General features: G+C 70.8%; 17 protein-coding genes. 5 read left to right on the top strand and 12 right to left on the bottom strand.

The window, feature by feature from the left end:
* Positions 1–37 precede the first annotated feature (37 nt).
* The 10 genes from JMJ56_RS15725 to JMJ56_RS15770 form a co-directional block, all read right to left on the bottom strand.
* Positions 38–859 carry a glycosyl hydrolase family 28-related protein gene (locus JMJ56_RS15725; RefSeq protein ID WP_202832725.1) on the bottom strand — a complete coding sequence of 274 codons (822 nt, stop codon included), beginning with the start codon at positions 857–859 and terminating at the stop codon, positions 38–40.
* A 9-nt stretch (positions 860–868) separates the two neighbouring features.
* Entirely contained in the window at positions 869–1,330 is a 462-nt protein-coding gene (locus JMJ56_RS15730) for a hypothetical protein (RefSeq protein WP_202832726.1), read from the bottom strand.
* Positions 1,330–3,210, bottom strand: a complete 1,881-nt coding sequence (locus JMJ56_RS15735; RefSeq protein WP_202832727.1) for a hypothetical protein — start codon at positions 3,208–3,210, stop codon at positions 1,330–1,332. The genes JMJ56_RS15730 and JMJ56_RS15735 overlap by 1 nt, the downstream gene beginning before the upstream one ends.
* A gap of 2 nt (positions 3,211–3,212) precedes the next feature.
* Positions 3,213–3,782: a hypothetical protein gene (locus JMJ56_RS15740; RefSeq protein WP_202832728.1), complete on the bottom strand. Its 570-nt coding sequence runs from the start codon at positions 3,780–3,782 to the stop codon at positions 3,213–3,215.
* 72 nt (positions 3,783–3,854) lie between these two features.
* The gene (locus JMJ56_RS15745; RefSeq protein ID WP_202832729.1) at positions 3,855–4,688 is read right to left on the bottom strand and encodes a phage capsid protein; all 834 of its coding nucleotides are present in this window, start codon (positions 4,686–4,688) and stop codon (positions 3,855–3,857) included.
* A 141-nt stretch (positions 4,689–4,829) separates the two neighbouring features.
* On the bottom strand, positions 4,830–5,555 hold the full coding sequence (locus tag JMJ56_RS15750) for a capsid assembly protein (protein ID WP_202832730.1): 726 nt from the start codon (positions 5,553–5,555) through the stop codon (positions 4,830–4,832).
* Between the two features lie 8 nt (positions 5,556–5,563).
* Positions 5,564–6,982 (bottom strand): portal protein, encoded by a 1,419-nt coding sequence (locus JMJ56_RS15755; protein ID WP_202832731.1) that lies wholly within the window; start codon positions 6,980–6,982, stop codon positions 5,564–5,566.
* 5 nt (positions 6,983–6,987) lie between these two features.
* Entirely contained in the window at positions 6,988–7,209 is a 222-nt protein-coding gene (locus JMJ56_RS15760) for a hypothetical protein (protein WP_043365245.1), read from the bottom strand.
* Positions 7,210–7,353: 144 nt separating this feature from the next.
* On the bottom strand, positions 7,354–7,794 hold the full coding sequence (locus JMJ56_RS15765) for a hypothetical protein (protein WP_202832732.1): 441 nt from the start codon (positions 7,792–7,794) through the stop codon (positions 7,354–7,356).
* Positions 7,791–8,219, bottom strand: coding sequence for a hypothetical protein (locus JMJ56_RS15770; RefSeq protein ID WP_202832733.1), 429 nt, complete (start codon positions 8,217–8,219; stop codon positions 7,791–7,793). The genes JMJ56_RS15765 and JMJ56_RS15770 overlap by 4 nt, the downstream gene beginning before the upstream one ends.
* 186 nt (positions 8,220–8,405) lie before the next feature.
* Here JMJ56_RS15770 and JMJ56_RS15775 point away from each other — a divergent pair, with 186 nt between their 5' ends.
* Positions 8,406–9,050, top strand: a complete 645-nt coding sequence (locus JMJ56_RS15775) for a S24 family peptidase (RefSeq protein WP_202832734.1) — start codon at positions 8,406–8,408, stop codon at positions 9,048–9,050.
* A gap of 10 nt (positions 9,051–9,060) precedes the next feature.
* On the opposite strand, the gene JMJ56_RS15780 is transcribed toward JMJ56_RS15775, so the two are convergent.
* Entirely contained in the window at positions 9,061–10,986 is a 1,926-nt protein-coding gene (locus JMJ56_RS15780) for a lysylphosphatidylglycerol synthase domain-containing protein (RefSeq protein ID WP_202832735.1), read from the bottom strand.
* Entirely contained in the window at positions 10,986–12,554 is a 1,569-nt protein-coding gene (locus tag JMJ56_RS15785) for a lysine--tRNA ligase (RefSeq protein ID WP_202832914.1), read from the bottom strand. The genes JMJ56_RS15780 and JMJ56_RS15785 overlap by 1 nt, the downstream gene beginning before the upstream one ends.
* A 150-nt stretch (positions 12,555–12,704) precedes the next feature.
* Here JMJ56_RS15785 and JMJ56_RS15790 point away from each other — a divergent pair, with 150 nt between their 5' ends.
* The 4 genes from JMJ56_RS15790 to JMJ56_RS15805 all read left to right on the top strand — a co-directional run bounded on the left by JMJ56_RS15790 (position 12,705) and on the right by JMJ56_RS15805 (position 18,115).
* Positions 12,705–13,700: an aspartate-semialdehyde dehydrogenase gene (locus JMJ56_RS15790; protein ID WP_202832736.1), complete on the top strand. Its 996-nt coding sequence runs from the start codon at positions 12,705–12,707 to the stop codon at positions 13,698–13,700.
* An 81-nt stretch (positions 13,701–13,781) separates the two neighbouring features.
* Complete coding sequence (gene cuyA / locus JMJ56_RS15795; protein WP_202832737.1) at positions 13,782–14,798, top strand: D-cysteate sulfo-lyase; 1,017 nt, start codon at positions 13,782–13,784, stop codon at positions 14,796–14,798.
* 45 nt (positions 14,799–14,843) lie between these two features.
* Positions 14,844–17,636, top strand: a complete 2,793-nt coding sequence (locus tag JMJ56_RS15800) for an ATP-dependent DNA helicase (protein ID WP_202832738.1) — start codon at positions 14,844–14,846, stop codon at positions 17,634–17,636.
* Between the two features lie 62 nt (positions 17,637–17,698).
* Positions 17,699–18,115: a tellurite resistance TerB family protein gene (locus JMJ56_RS15805; protein ID WP_043342020.1), complete on the top strand. Its 417-nt coding sequence runs from the start codon at positions 17,699–17,701 to the stop codon at positions 18,113–18,115.
* Positions 18,116–18,123: the final 8 nt, after the last annotated feature.

Genomic DNA, 18,123 nt, shown 5'->3' on the forward strand with positions numbered 1-18,123 from the left:
ACCAGAGCAGAAGGTGGCGGCGTTCCAGGCGGCTGCTTCAGCCGTGCAACACTGTCCGTAAAGGCGGGGCAAGGCCACCACCATCGCCGAGGGTCAGCGCCGGCACACCGGCCGGGCCGGCGTAAAGGATGCTGCCACGCATGACGAGGCCCGCCGCCGCGCCCGGCAGGGCGAGAGCCATGCTGGTGCGGAAGGTGCCCTCGCCGATCTCGAGCAGCTTGCCGCTCGCCGCCGCCGCGGTCATCGCCGCCTGGAGCGCCGGGCCGTCATCCGTCTCGCCGTCGCCGGTCGCGCCGAAGTCGCGCGCGGTGAGGCGCTCGGAGAGCTTGTCCTCCACCGTGCGCGGCACGCCGCCGGGGAAGCCGATGGTGAGCAGCCCCTCGTCACGGCCGAAGGTGGCGATGTTGCCGAGGCTGTCGAAGCCGAGCAGCCGGTTGGCGCGCGCTCCGCGCAGCGGCAGCGCCGTCTGGCCGCTCTCCGACGGGTCGAGATGCAGCGCGTTGCCGAGCCCGTCCTTCACCTCCTGCAGGACGGCGACCTGATAGTCCAGCTCGTCGTTCAGCGTGCGGGCGCGGAGGATGCCGTTCGACTGGAAGTCGGTGGTGCGCGCCACCACCATGTCGCGGCGGAGCGTGACCTGGGTTCCGGCCCGCGGCGGGGCGTAGAAGACGACGCTGCCGCCCTCGCTGGCGCCCGCATTGGTGACGACGAAGCCGCCGGCCTGCGGCACGCCGTCCAGCCGCACCTCGATATCCGTCGGCGTGAAGATCGGGAAGGGATAGGTGAATCCGGTCAGCACGCCATCCGCACGGTACTGCACCCGCGGCGCGACGTCGCCGATTCTGATATGGTCGTCCATGCTGCGCTCCTAGTCCAACAGGTTCCTGGCGATGCCGCCGAAGCCACGGCCGATGGCGGCGATGCCGCGGCCGGAGCTCAGCAGCGCCGTCACCGTGCCGTCTGGGTTCAAGAGGCTGCTGCGGCCATCGGCGAGGCGGGCACGCAGCGTGGCGTCGTCCGCCCCCTGCGCCGCTGCCGCCTCATTGGCGAGGCCGCCCGTGACGGCAGCGGCCGATCCGCCATCCGACGAGACGCCGGCTGCGGCGAGGCGCGCGCGGGCGGAGGCGACGGCATGCGCCAGCGTTGTCTGCCGCTGCAGCGCCGCCTCCTGCGCCTGGGCCAGCAGCACCTGCTGCTGCGCCACCTCCCGCGTCGCATTGATCTGAGCCTGGGCCTTGTTGGCGGCGTCCTGCGCCTGGGCCTGGTGGACCTGGCCGTAGATCGTGGCACCGGCGCCGAGCACGGTGGCAATCGAGGTGAGTGCGCCCATCAGTCGGTCATCCTCGTATCGGTGGTGACGGAAAGCAGCGTCATCGGCAGCGGCGTGTGGTCCTCGATGCGCCAGAGCGGCTGCATCGCATCGCTCCGCCAGCCGAGGGCGCGCAGCCGCACATCGCCGGTGAAGGGCGCGGGGGCTGCGTCGAGCATCGGCGTATCGAGCCGGCGGAAGGGCACCGGCTGCGGGCCGCGGCCGAGATCGACAGCGAGCGCCGTCGTCTCCAGCAGACGGAAGGTCGCGGCGACGAGACGGATCGGTGCCGCGCGGGCGCCGATCGCGGTGGAGAGCTCGGGCGGCAGCGGCTCGATCACATGGGTGAAGGCGAGACCGATCTGCACGCTCGTCGAAGGCGGGTCGATGGTGACGCTGCCGTTCAGCACCGTCTCATCTTCACGCGGTGCGCCTTCGGCGACGACGCCGACCGTTTGGCTTTCGAGATGGGCAAGGCCGGACCACTCATCCTGCGGCACCGGCGCTGCGCCGGTCAGCGCCGCGTCGAGGCCGAGGGCGTCATCGAAGCGCTCAAGCCGGATGCTGCCGGCCCGCTGCACCGCGGCCCAGACCGTGCCGCCGATCTCGGCGAGCGCGAGGAAGGCGCCGGCCGTTTCCTGCCGCGTCCAGGCGGTGACCTGCTCGGCGCGGTAGAGCGTCAGCGTCGAGAGGCTGCCATCGGCCATCGCCACATGCAGCAGCCGGCGGCGCTGGTCGTAGCACATCGAGACCGGGTCCCGGATCAGGTGCTGGGCGACGAGGCCGAGGTCATTCGCCTGGTAGAGCTGCTGCAAGTCGGTGTAGGCGAACTCGAAGATCCCGCGCCCGTTGCGGCTGGCGAAGATGGTGGAGCCATCGACATCCACCGGCGGCACCATGCGCGTCATGATCGAACCAACCCGCGTCTGCCGGTCGAGCTGGATGCTGCCCGGCGTCAGCGGCGCGCCGCTCACCATCCACTCCGTGCCGGAGGTGAAGACCTGCAGGTGCTGGCCGGAGAAGACGGCGCGGATGGCGTTCACCTGATCGGAGACGAGGCTGAACTCGATCGCCTGGTCGTCGAGCCCGGTGCCCTGGTCGAAGTTGAACAAGTCGCCCGTGCGGGACAGCCAGAGCCGGTTCGGCAGGTCGCGTGAGCCGCCCAGCACCAGCCGGTCCTGGTGGAAGCAGAGCGTCACCGGCCAGCCATGCACCGGGGAGAAGGCGGCCTCGTCCCAGTCCGCCGTCGCCGTGGTGCCGGCGAGCGTCTCCTCCACCACCGCATTCGCCTGGGTTGACGAGACAACGCCGGTCACCACCAGCCGCTTGCCACCGATTCGGAAGCGCACGCCGGCATGGCCCGCGGCGAAGATGGCGGCGGAGGCGGTGAGGCCGATGCTGCCCGTCGTCCCGCTCGGCGTCAGCGTGACCTCGGGCGCGGCGAAGTAGTGGAAAGGCTCGCGCAGGAAGGACCAGGGCGCGATCGTCCAGGCAACATGGCTGGTCCGCGTCACCCGCTGCGGCGGCAGGTCGGGGTGGCAGACCAGCAGCGTATCGGCGCTCTGGGTGAAGGCGAGCTGCGGCAGCATCGCGGCCGTCCAGGGTGCCGGGAACTGCGCCACCTGGCCGTCATCGATGAAGACCTGGAGCAGGCCTTCCGTCAGCACCAGTAGATAGGCCTGCTCCGTGTTGAACTCGAAGGCGATGAGCCGCGCGGGCCCGGGCAGCATCGCCACATGGCGGAGGCCGGGCCGGCGCGTGACGCCGCCGGTCGGCTGGATGAAAACGTTACGCAATCGCCGCGCGCCATTGGCATAGGCGCGGAGGTCCGGCCGGCCGAGCAGCGTGGGCGCCACTTCGCCGGCGGTGAAGCTGGTCTTCAGCGTACGGGCCTGGGCCATGCTCAGCCCCGCACCGTGACGAGCGGGAAGCCCTCGATCGCGCGCGGCGTCGCCTGCTGGCTGTCGGCGCGGCGGGCGTTGCGCAGCTCGGCATCCGCCTGGGCCAGCAGCAGCTGGGCGCGGCCGGTGTTCTCGGTCAGCGGGATGCAGAACTCGGCGGCGAGGCGCGCGGCCAGCGCTGCGGCGAAGAAGGCCGGGAAGGCGCCCTCATCCGGGCGGAAGACGTAGCTGAGGACGACCTGCGGCGCATTGCAATGCAGCCGGTCCTCGAACAGCCGGTAGGCGAGGCCGCGGCCGCTGTTCGGCACGCCGGCCGAAAGCACGCGCAGGAAGCCGGCGGGCAGCTGGAAGGCGTACTGGAAATCGGCGACCGGCGTCGCCGCCAGCCGTGGCAGGCAGGCCTGGCCGGTGGCGAAGCTCCAGGGATGCGAGGAGAGCAGCGCGTCGCGGGTGCCGGCATAGAGGTTGGCCGCCACCTCGGCCTCGGCGGTGCCTTCGTCGAGCGAGGCGATCGGCTGGGCGCCGATCTTCAGCAGCGCGCGCGTGCAGAGCGCGAGGGCGGAGAGGGCCATCGGGTGTGAAACTCCGGCGGTGAGGAAGGAAAGGGCCCCACCCCGTGGATGCAGGGTGGGGCGGTGGCTGCATTACTCTTTGCAGCGCATCCGGACGACGCCGGTGTTGTCGACCAGCACGGCGCCTTGGCTCATCATCGTATTGACGAAATGCGCGGCGCGGTCGCCATGCCAGGTGACGTCGGTGGAGATTTCCGCCGCCGCAGCGTGGCCGACCGCCGTCTTGTGGAAGAAGTAGCAGTAGCGCAGCGCGCCATTCTTGGTCAGACCGCTATGCGGCATCCAGGTGGCGCCGAGCCAGCACTTCGCCTGCGTGCCCTTCCAAGGCAGCTCGTCCGGGCCCATGTACTGGGTGTTGGCAAACTCCTGGATGGTCAGCAGTTCGCTCCACTGCTTCCAACCGACGACGGCGAAGCGGTTGCCGTCATCCGGCACATCCGCATTGCCAAGCGCCTGGAAGGCGAGCAGCACCTTGGCACGCGTCATGCCGTCGTTGTCGGTCTCGCCGGTGTTCGTGCCGATCGCCTCGTTGGTGGCGGAATCGAGGGCGGAGATGATCAGCTCATCGGTCTTGCGGCCGAGGGCATAGGCGCCGGCATTGGCTACCACCGCGCGCTCGTCGATATTGGTCTTCAGCTCGTCCATCCGGTCGACCCAGTCGCCGGCGTAGTAGTCCTGCAGGAAGCATTCGACATTGGTGTGGTCGATGTTCATCACCGGCACGACGCCGTTGCGTGCCTTGGCGGCGGCGGTGCCGCGGCCGACCTTCTGGAAGATGGTGGAGGCGCCGCGCACCTCGGACTTGCTGCGCACCAGCGGGCGCAGCTTGCTGCCCTGGCGCTGATAGGCTTCCTGAACCTCGGCTTCGTACTGCTTGATGAAGGCCTGGTCGATGGAGCTGGACATGGTCTGCCCTTCGCTTGGGGGTCGGTGGGAAGGCCGCGCCGATGCGGTTTGTCCCGCTTGCGAGACCGCCTGGGCACGGCACGCCGCGGCTCCGCCCGCGCGAAGCGGGCGGGGTTGTTCGCGGCGGAAAGGGGTTCGGGCTTACTGGCCGACGAGGCGGCGGAAGCCCTCGGTCACGCGGGTGACGAAGGCCGGCTCGCGCGTCCGCCAGTAGCGTGGGTCGCGCATCATGGCGCGCAGTTCCGCCTCGCTCTCGCCGGGCGGCGTCACGCCGCCGCGGGCAAGGCCGGGCTCGTCGCCCTGCATCATCCGCTCGAGCGCGAGCACGCCCTCGGCGGTGGAGGAGAGCGCGGCATAGACCGGCGCCGGCAGCTTGGCCTTGCCCCAGGCGGAAAGCTGCGCGGCCATGGCCTTGAAGCGTTCCTCGCCGCCGAAATGCGCGGCGAGCTTCTCGCGCTGGCGATTGGCCTCGAACTCGGCGGCGGCCTCTGCGATCAGCGGCAGCAACCGCTCGGCAGCGAGGTCGTAGACCAGCTGCGCTTGGCCAGGGGTGAAATGCGCGGCGTGCAGCCGGCTGTTCACCTCGGCATCGGCGCAGCAGAGGTCGTGCGGCGGGGTGATCTCGTAGCCATCGGGCGCATCGGGGATGCCCATTGCCTGGCGGAAGCGCAGCAGGTCCTCCGGCGCCGCATTGGCACCGGGCGGGCCGGCGCGCTGGGAGAGACGGCGCTCCAGCTCGCGGTAAGATTTCAGCAGCGCTTCGGTGCGCAGCGTGCCGGTCTCGGCATCCCAGAATTTCTCCGGCACATCGGCTAGGCGCGGCGCAGGGCCGTCAGCCTCGGCGGGCTGCAACAAATCCTCGGGCATCGGTCGGGTCACTCCCGGTTAGAGGGGGTTGGGACAGGCGCCAGCACCTCGGCCGGGGCGCCGAGGGTGCGGGCCAGCCAGCGGGTCGCGGCTGCGGCATCGACCTGCCGCGCGGCCTCGCCGCCGAGCTGGCCGACCGCCTGGAGGAAGAGCAGCGTGTTCGCCGCGTCGGCCCGGCCCTGGATGCGGGCGAGCGGGCTCTCGTAGCGCAACGCCACCTCGCGCCCGTCGAGCAGCAATGGCGGGATCTCGCCGCGCCGGCCGAGGATGCCGAGGCAGCGGCTGACGAGCGGCGTCAGCAGCTCGGTCTGCAGGCGGCCATAGGTGGCGCCGAGCAGGCGCGCGGTCTGCGCGCTGCGCTCCAGCACCTCGGTCGCCGTCATCGCGCCGGCCTGCATGGTGCCAAGCCGGTCGGCGAGCAGCGCGCCGCGGATGCGCGCCCGCAGATCCTGCAGCACCAGCTGCGACACGTCGAAATTCCCCGGCGCCGCGAGCGGCGTCAGCCCGGCGCTGCCTGGGGCGCGGGGGATGATGGCGCCGGGGACGAGCTTCACCGTCGCCGGATTTAGCACGCCGTCATCCTCGGCCTGCCAGATGCCGGTCGCCGCGATGGAGGCGTTTTTCAGCACCAGCTCCACCACCTTGTTGGCGGTGCGGATATCGGGCAGGGCCTTCATCACCGGCCCGCGCCCATAAAGTTCGCCCGGCACCTTCAGCCAGCGGAAGGCGATGCAGGGGCTCTCATGGAAGCGCCCCTCGGCCAGCAGTAGCGGCCGGGCGGGATCGGCGGTGAGGATGGCGGCATAGCGCGTGCCGCCGCGCTCGGCCCAGAGCGCCTCAAGCAGCGGCAGCGGCATGGCATCGCTGCCCGCCCGCTCCAGCTCCGGCGGCGCTTTGGGGAAGCGGGTGCGGAGCTGGCCCGGCGTCAGCCGCGCCTGGCGGTAGATGGTATCAAGCCGTCCGTCCGGCCCTTCCTCCAGCACTGCGCTGCGCAGTGGTGCCGCAGCGAAACGGAAGGCGGAGGGCCCGCCGAGCGGGGCCTCCTCCACCAGCAGCACGCCGGTGCCGGTGACGACCAGCTCGACGAAGGCCTGGTGCATCTCGACCGCGAAGTTGGAGCGGTCGAAATGCCCCTGGAGCGTCGCGGCAGCATCCTCCAGGGCCTCGGCCATGGCGCGGCCGGCCTCGCCCTCGGCGAAGGGCCGGGCGGGGGAGAGACCGAACCAGCGCGACCAGGGCGGGGTCAGTTCGGCAAGGAGCGAAGCGGCGAGCTGCTCGGCCGCATCCGCCGCCGTCGCGTCGAACAGGGCGCCGCCCTGGCCGATGGGGGGCAGCACATGGGCGTAGCAATCCTGCCAGACAGGCTCCAGCGGGCGGCGGCGGTCGAGCGCGGCTTGGTGGCGGGCGAGGATTTCCTCGGCGGTCATCGGCGCTACTCCCCGAGCAGGGATTTGCGAGCGACCGCCGGCAGCGGCGCCAGCACGCCGCGGTCGGAGGTGGCGATGGTGCCCTCCAGCCCGCGCCGCGAGCGGGCCTGCGACTCGACCTCCGCGGCCTGCTGGGCCTGGACTGGGGTTGGCGCCACGGCCACCGGCGCGGGCGCCGGGGGCGGCGCGACGATCACCGGCTTCGGGGCACGGAACAGGCCACCCATGCGCGTCACCTCGGGTTCTGGGAGTGCGGGAGCGATCCGGAGCCCAAAAAGGCCACGGGCCCGGTCTGGTAGGACCGGGCCCGTGGAAGTCGGGGGATCGGGAGGAGGCCAGCGGGCGCAGATCGCCCGTTGACGAGGGATGTTCTACCTCGCAGCCGGCGCGGCTGTCAAGATATTTTTCCTAGCAACAAGCATTTTATTTAAATAACGAAATAAACCTAACGGCGTCACCGCGAAGGGCGCGTCGCCGCCCAGCACGGCCCGGCACAGCGCCACGCATGAATAGGGCAGGAGGGGCGGCAGGCGCCGCGCCCGTGGCTCCCCGGGAAGGAAGGGGCCGAGCACCAGTAGCCCTGCCCGCCGGTAGAAGCCCGGCAGATCGAAGCCGAGCGGTAGGCTAAGGCGCGAGACCACCAGCCGCCCAGTCAGCGGGTCAAGCACCGTCCATCCCGCGTCATCCGCCAGCGCGGCGAAGCAGTGGCGAAAGCCTGGCCGCAAAAGGCGCAGCCAAGGCTGGTCCGCGCCATCGCCGAAGACGATGAAGACCTGCTGCGCCGGCACCCGCCGATGCGCCGCGCGGATCATGAGCCGGCGCCCGGGAAGTCGAGGATGTCGGCAGGTTTGTTGACAGGCAAAGGGCCGGTGATGATGCCCTTCACCCGCAGCGGCCAGTCGAGCCGGCGCATCGCCTCGGTCCAGAGCCGCCAGTCGCCCGCCTCGCGCGGCGAGCGCGGATTGGGCGCCTCGCCGCGCTCGCCCCAGATGCGCATGATGCGGGCGTGCGCCAACTCGATCCGGCGCTGGCGGTAGAGCCGGTCGAGGCAGCGGATCACGTCATCCGGCTCGCAGGGCCGGGAGACGAGGCCGGCGCCGGAGACGATGCGGGCGCCGTCGCGTCGGGCGGTGAGCGCGGCCATGGTCCAGAACCAAACCTCCTCGACGCTGCGGAAGGGCTGCTCGCGCGTCTCGGTGAGGTGGCTGGGGGCGCGGCTGGTCTGAAGGCTTGGCATGGGGGGATTTTTCCTCTCTGCTCTGACCGGAACATTTCGAGAACGTAAAACTTTGTCCGGCCAGATCGCAAGAGAAAATAAAGGAAAATTCGCCTATTGATCTTAGTCTCAATACCTAGGATGTTATGCCCATGAGGAACCCTATATCTGGCGCTCCATGTTTGGCGCCTGGGCCGAGGTCATGCCGTGACGCATGAGGAGATCTGGCGCGCGCTCGATGCGCTGGCTGCCGAGAACGGCCTCTCGGCCTCCGGCCTCGCCCGCAAGGCCGGGCTCGACGCCACCGCCTTCAATCCCTCCAAGCGCATCGGTGCCGATGGCCGTGCCCGCTGGCCCTCCACCGAAAGCCTTGCCAAGGTCCTCGCCGCGACGGGCACCGGCATGGCGGATTTCGCCGCCCTCGTCACCGGCATGGCCGCCCTGCCGCGCGCCCGCGGCGTGCTCGGCCGACGCATCCCGCTGATCGGCCTCGCCCAGGCCGGCGGCGACGGGTATTTCGACGATGGCGGCTTCCCGGTCGGTGGCGGCTGGGACGAGATCGGCCTGCCCGATGTCGGTGACCCGCATGCCTATGCGCTGGAGATCTCCGGCGAAAGCATGGAGCCGGTCTTCCGTGACGGGGACATGGTCATCGTCTCGCCCGGCGCACCCATCCGGCGCGGCGACCGCGTGGTGGTCCGCACCCAAAAGGGCGAGGTGATGGCGAAGGAGCTGAAGCGCCAATCGGCCCGGCGCGTCGACCTGCGCAGCCTGAACCCGGCGCATCCGGACTACACCTTCGACCTCGCTGAGCTGAACTGGATGCACCGGATCGTCTGGAGCAGCCAGTAGCGGCGAGGCATTATGCCTCGCGCGGCAGCAGCTCCCGCAGCGTAGCCAGGTCCCGCTCCGCCCGCAGCGCGAGGTAGCGCGGCCCCTCGCCCAGCGAGACGGCGACCAGGCCGATATCGCCATAGACCCGCAGGAAGTCGGGCCCCACGCGCCAGAAGGCCGGATCGACCCCCGCCCGCTCGCAGAGGTCGCGGAAGCGCCAGATGGCCGAGATGGCGTCCCGCCGATCCCCCGCCGGGTCGCCGAGCGCCAGCCACACCCCGTCCCGCTTGAGGAAGGCGAAGCCCGCCCGCTCCGCCTCGCCGAAGACAGCGCCATCCGCCTCGGCCGGAGCCAGGGCGCCGAGCGAGGCCAGCCGCGACCGCACCCCCGGCTCCCAGTCCAACGGGCGGAAGCGCGCCGGCCGCAGCAGCCGTACCATGGCGAACAGCAGCAGCACCCCGGTGAGCCCGACGGTGAAGCGCAAGCTGTCCGGCGCCAGCGGCGACATCGCCACCGTCCACCAGCTTTCATCCGCTACCCTTCCGCCATAGGCGATGAGGGCGAGGGTGATGCCGGAGGCCGTCACCGCCAGCAGCGGCACCAGTGCCTGGGGCGAGAGCGGCTCGCGGGCCAGCCGGCTGTCGCGGTAGAAGGCCTGGCGCAGCGCCGCCACCAGCACGGCAAGCAGCAGGAAGGCACACCAGAGCCACCAGGCCTCGCCCCGCAGCCAGGCGATGCCGGCACCGTTCACCAGCAGGAAGAGGGTGAAGCCCCAGGCGATGGTCAGCCGCCGCAGCAGCCCATAGGCCATCACCAGCAGCAGCGAGCCGACGACCGAGGCGGCGAAATGCGAGGCGAGCGCAGCGACATGCCCCGCCCACTCCTCGAGGATTGTTCCCTTGGTCGGCAGCGCCCCGAGGAAGACCAGCAGGGCGCCTGCCAGCGCGACCAGTGAGGCGATGGCCGGCACCTCCAGCGCATCCGTCCCCCGCCCGAAGGCGCTCATCCGCTGCAGCACCGTGCGCCGCTGGCCGAGTTCGAAGGAGACGAATAGCCCGCCGGCGATGAAGAGCGGGATGATGTAGTAGTAGAGCCGGAAGACGAGAAGCGCCCCCACCACCTCCGGCGCCGGCATATAGGGTTGCAGGCCGAGCAGTATGGCGCCGTCGAAGACGCCCAGCCCCCCCGGAACGCTGGCCGCGATGCCGACCGCGTAGGAGGCGAGGTAGATGCCGACGAAGCGGAGGAAGGTCAGCCCCTCCGCCTCCGGCAGCAGCGTGTAGAAGATCGCCGCCGTCATCGCCACGTCGACGGTGGCGAGCAGCGTCTGCATCAGCGCCATGCGCGGGCTTGGCAGGTCGATCTCGTATTTGAGGATGCGCACATGCCGCCGGAAGCGGCTCAGCACGACATAGGTGCCGACGATGCCCCAGAGCGGCAGCGCCAGCGCCTGCAGGGCCCAGCGCGGCATGGTGCTGCCGAAAAAGGGCACCACCTCCGGCTCGAACATCAGCACGAGGCCGCCGAGCGCCATGCCACCCAGGCCGAAGGTGAGGCTGGTAAACCCCACCACCTTGGCGATCTCCAGCGGCGTCAGCCCCCAGGCGGAATAGAGCCGGTAGCGCACCGCAGCCCCCGACACTGCGGCGAAGCCGAGGTTGTGCGCCAGCGAATAGCCGCAGAAGGAGGCGAGCAGGGATTTCGGCCAGGAGACCGGCCGCCCCGCATAGCGCGACCCCAATTTGTCATAGGCTGCAAGCACGAGATAGGCGACCACGGTGAGGCCGCCCGCCATCCAGAGGGCGCCGACCGTGAGCTTGCCCATTGCCTCACGGATTTCCGCGACCGATAGGCCGCGGAACTCCTTCTGCACCACATAGAGCGCACCGACGAGCAGCACGAGGCCGAACACCGTCGCCCCATGCCGCCGGAGCCAGGACAATACTGGGGACACTAGGCCGCAGCCTCCCGTTCCAGCGCTGATTCGATCAGCCCGATCGTGCCTGGAATGCCATAGAGGGCGACGAAACCGCCGAAGCGCGGCCCCTCCTGCTGGCCGAGCAGTACTTGGTAGAGGCAGGAGAACCAGTCCCGCAGGCTGGCGAATTCATGCCGCTTGCCGACCTCGTAGAGCAGCGCCTGGACCGCCTCGGCATCGCTTTCCGGCGGCAGGGCACGCAGCGCGGCCAGCAAATCCTCCAGCGCGCCGCGTTCCACTGCGCTCGGCGCCCGGTGGCGCTTCTGCGGCGCGACGAAATCGCGGTAATAGGCGACGGCATGCTCGGCAAGGCGGGCCAGCATCGGGTGGCTCTCGGCGGTGACGCCCGGCGCATATTTGCCGATGAAGCCCCAGAGGATCTCTGGCCCTTCGGCATTCACCACGCTGGCGAGGTTCAGCAGCATGGCGAAGGAGATCGGCGAGCCGGGATCGTTGCTGCTGCCGCCATGGATGTGCCAGGCCGGGTTGGTGCCGTCCGGAGCTGTCTTCAGCTTCTCCAGATTGGCCAGGTAGTCGTCCACCGCGCGCGGGATGACGTCGAAGAACAGCCGCTTCGCCCGCTGCGGCTGGCCATACATGAATTGCGCCAGGCTCTCCGGTGGGGCGTAGCGCAGCCATTCGTCGATGGTCAGGCCGTTGCCCTTCGACTTGCTGATCTTCCCCCCGGTCTCGTCGAGGAAGAGCTCATAGGTGAAGCCGACCGGCGGCTGCCCGCCGAGGACGCGGCAGATCTGGCCGGATAGGCGGACGCTGTCGATCAGGTCCTTGCCCGACATCTCGTAGTCGACGCCGAGCGCGTACCAGCGCAGAGCCCAGTCGGCCTTCCATTGCGCCTTGCAATGCCCGCCGGTGATGCGGGTGCCGTGGCGCTTGCCCGTCTCGGGGTCGGTCCAGACCAGCAGATCTTCGGCCGGGCGGACTTCCTCCATCGGCACCTGCATGACGAGGCCGGTTTCGGGATGGATCGGGAGGAAGGGCGAATAGGTGGCGCGGCGGTCCGGCCCGAGGGTCGGCAGGATGACCCCCCGCACCTCATCATGCCGCTCCGCCATTCGCAGCAGCGCCGCATCGAATCTTCCGCCCCGGTAATACTCGGTCGAGGAGGCGAATTCGTAGTCGAAGCCGAAGGTGTCGAGGAAGGCCTGCAGCCGGGCGTTGTTGTGCGCCCCGAAGCTGTCATGCGTGCCGAAGGGGTCCGGGATGGCGGTCAGCGGCCGACCCAGATGCCCGGTGAGCATCTCCTTGTTCGGAACGTTGTCCGGCACCTTCCGCAGCGCGTCCATGTCGTCCGAGAAGGCCAGCAGCCGGGCGGGCAGGCCGGTCAGCCGCTCGAAGGCGCGCCGCACCCAGGTGGTCCGCGCCACCTCGCCGAAGGTGCCGATATGCGGCAGGCCCGACGGTCCGTAGCCCGTCTCGAACAGGGCGCCCTCGGGTTTCGGCGCCGCGGCCAGCCGGTCGGCGACCTTGGCGGCTTCCTCGAAGGGCCAGGCCTTGACGGTGCGGAAGGATGGATCGGCGCTCATGCAGGGCAGATGGCAGGGGGCGGCGATGCGGTCAACGCAGGACACCGCGCCTCCTGCATGGCTGACCGGCAGCCAGCGAGGCCAAGTCCTTGTAGAATTGGCAACTCCCCTGCGCTAATCGGGCAAGGTTGCACAGGAGTGAAAGGTGTCATGCGGGTTGGCGTGATCGGAGCCACGGGCGCGGTCGGCAAGGAATTGGTGGAGGTGCTGGCCAAGCGGCGCTTCCCCGTCACGGAACTGCGCCTCTTCGCCTCGACCCGCAGCGCCGGCACCAAACAGAAAACGCCCTTCGGCGAGATCACCATCGAGGCCTACAGCCTGGAGGCTGCCCGCGGCCTGAACCTCGCCCTGCTCGCCGTCTCCGGCGACTTCGCCAAGGCCCATGCCCGGGCCTTGGCCGAGGCCGGCGTCGCGGTGGTGGACAATTCCTCCGCCTTCCGGCTGGAGGCGGACGTGCCGCTGGTGGTGCCGGAGGTGAACGCCTCGGCCATCGGCAACCACCGGCTGATCGCCAATCCCAATTGCACCACCGCCATCCTGGTGGTGGCGCTGGAGCCGCTGCGCCAGGCCTTCGGCCTCAAGCGCGTCATCGTTTCCACCTACCAGGCGGCCAGCGGCGCCGGCGCCGAGGGCATGGCGGAGCTGGAGCGGGAGACGCGCCGGGTGCTGTTGGAGGGCGGCCCGGCCGGGCACGAGGTCTTCGCCCACCCCCTCGCCTTCAACGTGATCCCTCAGATCGACAGCTTCCAGCCGAATGCCTACACGCGCGAGGAGATGAAGGTCGCCTGGGAGAGCCGGAAGATCATGGGCCTGCCGGACCTGCTGATCTCCTGCACCGCCGTCCGCATCCCGACCTTCCGCGTCCATGCCGAGGCCGTGACGATCGAGACCGAGCGGCCGGTGACGCCGGAGGCCGCCCGCGCCGTCCTCGCCAAGGCGCCGGGGGTGAAGGTGGTGGACGACCCCGCCGCCCAGCTCTACCCGATGCCGATCACCGCGACCGGCCAGGACGATGTCGAGGCCGGCCGCATCCGGGCCAACCCGGTCTTCGGGGATTACGGCCTCGACCTCTTCCTCTGCGGCGACCAGCTCCTGAAGGGCGCGGCGCTCAACGCGGTGCAGATCGCCGAGCGGTTACGGCCCTGAACCCCCTGCGGTTCACCCGTGTACGCCATGGGTGGACCGCTCTAGCCTTGGTGGAATACGGCCAGCCAAGGACACGTCCGCATGAACCTCGCCCGCTTCCCACGCATCCGCCTCGGCCACATGCCGACGCCGCTGGAGCCGATGGAGCAACTCTCCCGGCATCTCGGCGGCCCCAGGCTCTGGATCAAGCGGGACGACTGCACCGGCCTCTCCACCGGCGGCAACAAGACGCGGAAGCTGGAATTCCTCTGCGCCGACGCGCAGGCCCAGGGTGCCGACATGCTCATCACCCAGGGCGCCACCCAGTCGAACCATGCCCGGCAGACCGCCGCCGCCGCGGCCAAGCTCGGCCTCGACTGCCTGATTCTGCTTGAGGACCGCACCGGCTCCACCGACCCGGCCTATACCCAATCCGGCAATGTGCTGATGGACAAGCTGCACGGCGCGCAGGTCGCCCGGCGACCGGGCGGCGCCGACATGCAGGCGGAGATGGAGGCGGTCGCCGCCGATCTCCGGGCCAAGGGGCGGCGACCCTACGTCATCCCAGGCGGCGGCTCGAATCCGGTCGGCGCCCTCGGTTATGTCAACGCGGCGCTGGAGCTGGTGGCCCAGGCCGCCGAGATGGGGCTGCGCATCGACCATCTCGTCCATGCCACCGGCTCGGCCGGCACCCAGGCCGGGCTCGTCGCCGGGCTGGTCGCGCTGAACAGCGGCATCCCCGTCCTCGGCATCGGTGTCCGCGCGCCGAAGCCGAAGCAGGAGGCGAACGTCCTGGCGCTCGCCGAGCGCACCGCCGCGCATCTCGGCCTGCCCGGGCTCGTCAGGCCGGAGCACGTGGTCGCCAATTGCGACTATGTCGGCCAGGGCTACGGCATCCCGACCGAGGGCATGGTCGAGGCGGTGAAGCTGGTGGCGCAAAAGGAGGGCATCCTCCTCGACCCCGTCTATTCGGGAAAGGGCATGGCCGGGCTGATTGACCTGATCCAGCGGGGCCAGTTCACCAAGGACCAGAACGTGGTCTTCCTGCATACCGGCGGCCAAGCGGGCCTCTTCGGCTATCCCGAGGCTTTCGGCCTGCCACCCGACATCGCGGCGTAACCGCCGGTTTCCCCGGGGGCCGCATTCGGGGTAAAGCGCGAACATATGCCCCAGCCCCCGCGTCTTCTCCTGCCCGATGCCCCGGCTCTCATTGCCGGCCTCGGCCGCGCCACCCTCCTCACTCCGGATGGCGAATTGCTGGCGGTGCCTGCCGCCGGCCTCGCCGAGGCGCTGGGCGGCGCGCCGCCACTGCTGGTCCATGCCCCGGCTGCCGCCCGCCGCCTCGACCTGCCGCGTTTCGACCTCGCCTTCGACCTCCTGGAGCTCTTCGCCTTCTGCATGCCGACCCGCCCGGCGGCGCCGACGCCGCGCGGCCTCGCCATGGCGCTCGACCTCGCCCTGCCGGCGGATGACGCGGCCGCCGCCGCCCTCCTGCCCGAGATGGCCACCATCCTGCTGCGCCACCTCGCCGCCGGCCGCCACCTGCCGCTGAACCGCGACGCCGCCATCCTCGCCGCACAGATGAAGAAGATCGCCGGCTGGCCCTGGGCCGATTCGGTCCTCGCTGCCCTCGGCGCGGATGGGGAAAAACCCTCCCTCGATCCCTACAAGGTTTGGCGCCGCCTGCCGGATTGGGAAGACCCCGGTCCCGCCCAGCCCCCCGGCAGCTTCGAGGTCTCGCCCGGCGAGGCGCGCACCCGCCTCGCCCAGATCCTTGGCGAGAGTTCCGAGCAGCGGCCGCAACAGGCCGACTACGCCTCCGCCGCCAGCGGCGCATTTGCCCCGCGCGAGGATCGCGGCACGCCGCATGTCGTCCTCGCCGAAGCGGGTACCGGCACGGGCAAGACCCTCGGCTACATTGCCCCTGCCAGCCTCTGGGCCGAGCGCAACGGCGCCCCGGTCTGGATCTCCACCTTCACCCGCAACCTGCAGCGCCAGATCGACCAGGAGCTCGCCCGCCTCTACCCGGAGCCGGAGGAGCGCCGCCGCCGCGTCGTCGTCCGCAAGGGGCGGGAAAACTACCTCTGCCTGCTGAACCTCGACGAGATGCTGGGCCAGGCGACCCATGCCGACATGGCCGTGCCCCTCGCCCTCGTCGCCCGCTGGGCCCTGGCGACGCGCGACGGCGACCTGATGGCCGGCGACTTCCCCGGCTGGGTGGCGGAGCTGCACGGCCCTGCCAGCATCTGGCCCTTGGCCGACCGCCGGGGCGAGTGCATCCGCTCCGCCTGCCCCCGCTACAAGCAATGCTATGTCGAGCACTCCATCCGCCGCGCCCGCACGGCGACGCTGGTCGTCGCCAACCATGCGCTGGTGATGGTCCAGGCGGCGCAGGGCGGGGCGGAGGATGCCAGGCCGCTGCGCTACGTCTTCGACGAGGGCCACCACCTCTTCGATGCCGCCGACGCCGCCTTCTCGGCCGCGCTGTGCGGCGGCGAGACGGCGGAGCTGCGCCGCTGGCTGCTCGGCGCCGAGGGCGGCCGCAGCCGGGCGCGCGGCCTCCGCCGTCGCATCGAGGAGCTGGCCGGCGACCTGCCCGACCTGCTGCCGCCGATGGAGGCCGCCCTCCACGCCGCCCGCGCCCTGCCCGGCCTCGGCTGGGTGACCCGCCTGTCGGAGGAGCCGCGCGAGCCCGCCTCCGAGGCGGCGGCCGAGCGGCAATCCAACCCGACCGAGGTCTTCCTCCGCGCCGTCCGCCGCCAGGTGCTGGCCCGCGCGCGGGAGGAGGACGGGCTCTACGACGTCGAATGCGACCTCCACCCGCTCGGCGAGGACCTGCCCGAGGCCGGCGAAGCGCTGGAGCGCGCCCTCAAGCGCATCGAGGAGCCGCTGGCCCGGCTGCGCGAGAAGCTGATGGCCCGGCTCGAGGATGAGGTGGAGGAGCTGGAGACCGCCGACCGCATCCGCTACGAGACCGCCGCCAAGGGGATCGAGCGCCGCGCCCTGATGCCGCTCGCCGCCTGGCAGGGCATGCTGCGCGCGCTGCGGGAGCCGCCGCCCGCGCCCGGCGAGCGCCGCGCCTTCGTCGATTGGCTGGCGCTGACGCGCCGCGAAGGGCGCGATGTGGATGCCGGCCTGCACCGCCACTGGCTCGACCCGACGACGCCCTTCGCCCTGACCGTGGCGGCGCCGGCCCACGGACTGCTCGTCACCTCGGCGACGCTGCGCGATGCCGGCCTGGGCGGCGACCAGGAGGCCGACTGGGTGGCCGCCGAGGCCCGCACCGGCGCCAGTCACTTGGCGGCGCCGGCCATCCGCGCTGCCTTCCCCTCGCCTTTCGACTATGCTGCCCGCACCCGCGCCTTCGTGGTGACGGATGTGGACAAGACCCGCTCCGCCCAGGTCTCGGCGGCCATGGGGGCGCTCTTCCTGGCGGCCGGCGGCGGCGGCCTCGGCCTCTTTACGGCCATCCGCCGGCTGCGCGACGGCTTCCGCCACATGGCGCCCCGGCTGGAGGCAGCCGGCATCCCGCTCTACGCCCAGCACATGGATGCGATGGACAACGCCACGTTGGTCGATGTCTTCCGCGCCGAGGAGAATTCCTGCCTGCTTGGGACGGATGCGATGCGCGACGGCGTCGACGTGCCCGGCCGCAGCCTGCGCCTGCTGGTATTCGACCGGGTGCCCTGGCCACGCCCCTCCATCCTGCACCGGGAGCGGCGCGTTCACCTCTCCGGCGGCGACCCCAAGGGCTATGACGACGCGCTGGCCCGCCATCGGCTCCGCCAAGCCTTCGGCCGGCTGATCCGCCGGGCGGATGACCGCGGCGTCTTTGTCCTACTCGACCGCTCCTGCCCCTCCCGCCTGCTGGCGGGTCTGCCGGCGGGGGTGCCCGTTCGCCGGACCGGCCTCGCCGAAGTTGTGGCGGAGACGCGCACCTTCCTGGCAGAAGGGTGACAGGCCGGGTGGTTGACGCCGCCCGCCGGCCGGGCGACCAACCGCGGGAAAGCGAGGCCCTCATGCCCAACACCCGTTTCAATCCGCAGGAGGCGCTGGTCTGCGCCATGGTGCTGATGGCGGCCTCCGACCGCATGATGTCGGATGCCGAGCTCGCCATGATGTCCCGGCTGGTGCAGACCCTGCCGGCTTTCAGCGATTTCCACCCGAACGGCATCTCGAGTGTGACCGAGACCTGCCTCACCCTGCTCGACCGGGCGGACGGGCTGGACCGCGCCTGCACCCTGATCCGCGAGGCCCTGCCAGCCCGGCTGCGCGAGACGGCCTATCTGCTGGCCTGCGAAGTTGCCGCGGCCGACGGCGACCTGACGCAGGAAGAGCTGCAATTCCTGCAGGACTTCCGCATCGCCATGGATATCGACCGCCTCATCGCCGGCGCCATCGAGCGGGCGGCGCGGGCACGCTACCAGGTAATCTGACAGATGCC

This window comes from Belnapia arida (genome assembly GCF_016773205.1).
Taxonomy (GTDB): domain Bacteria; phylum Pseudomonadota; class Alphaproteobacteria; order Acetobacterales; family Acetobacteraceae; genus Belnapia; species Belnapia arida.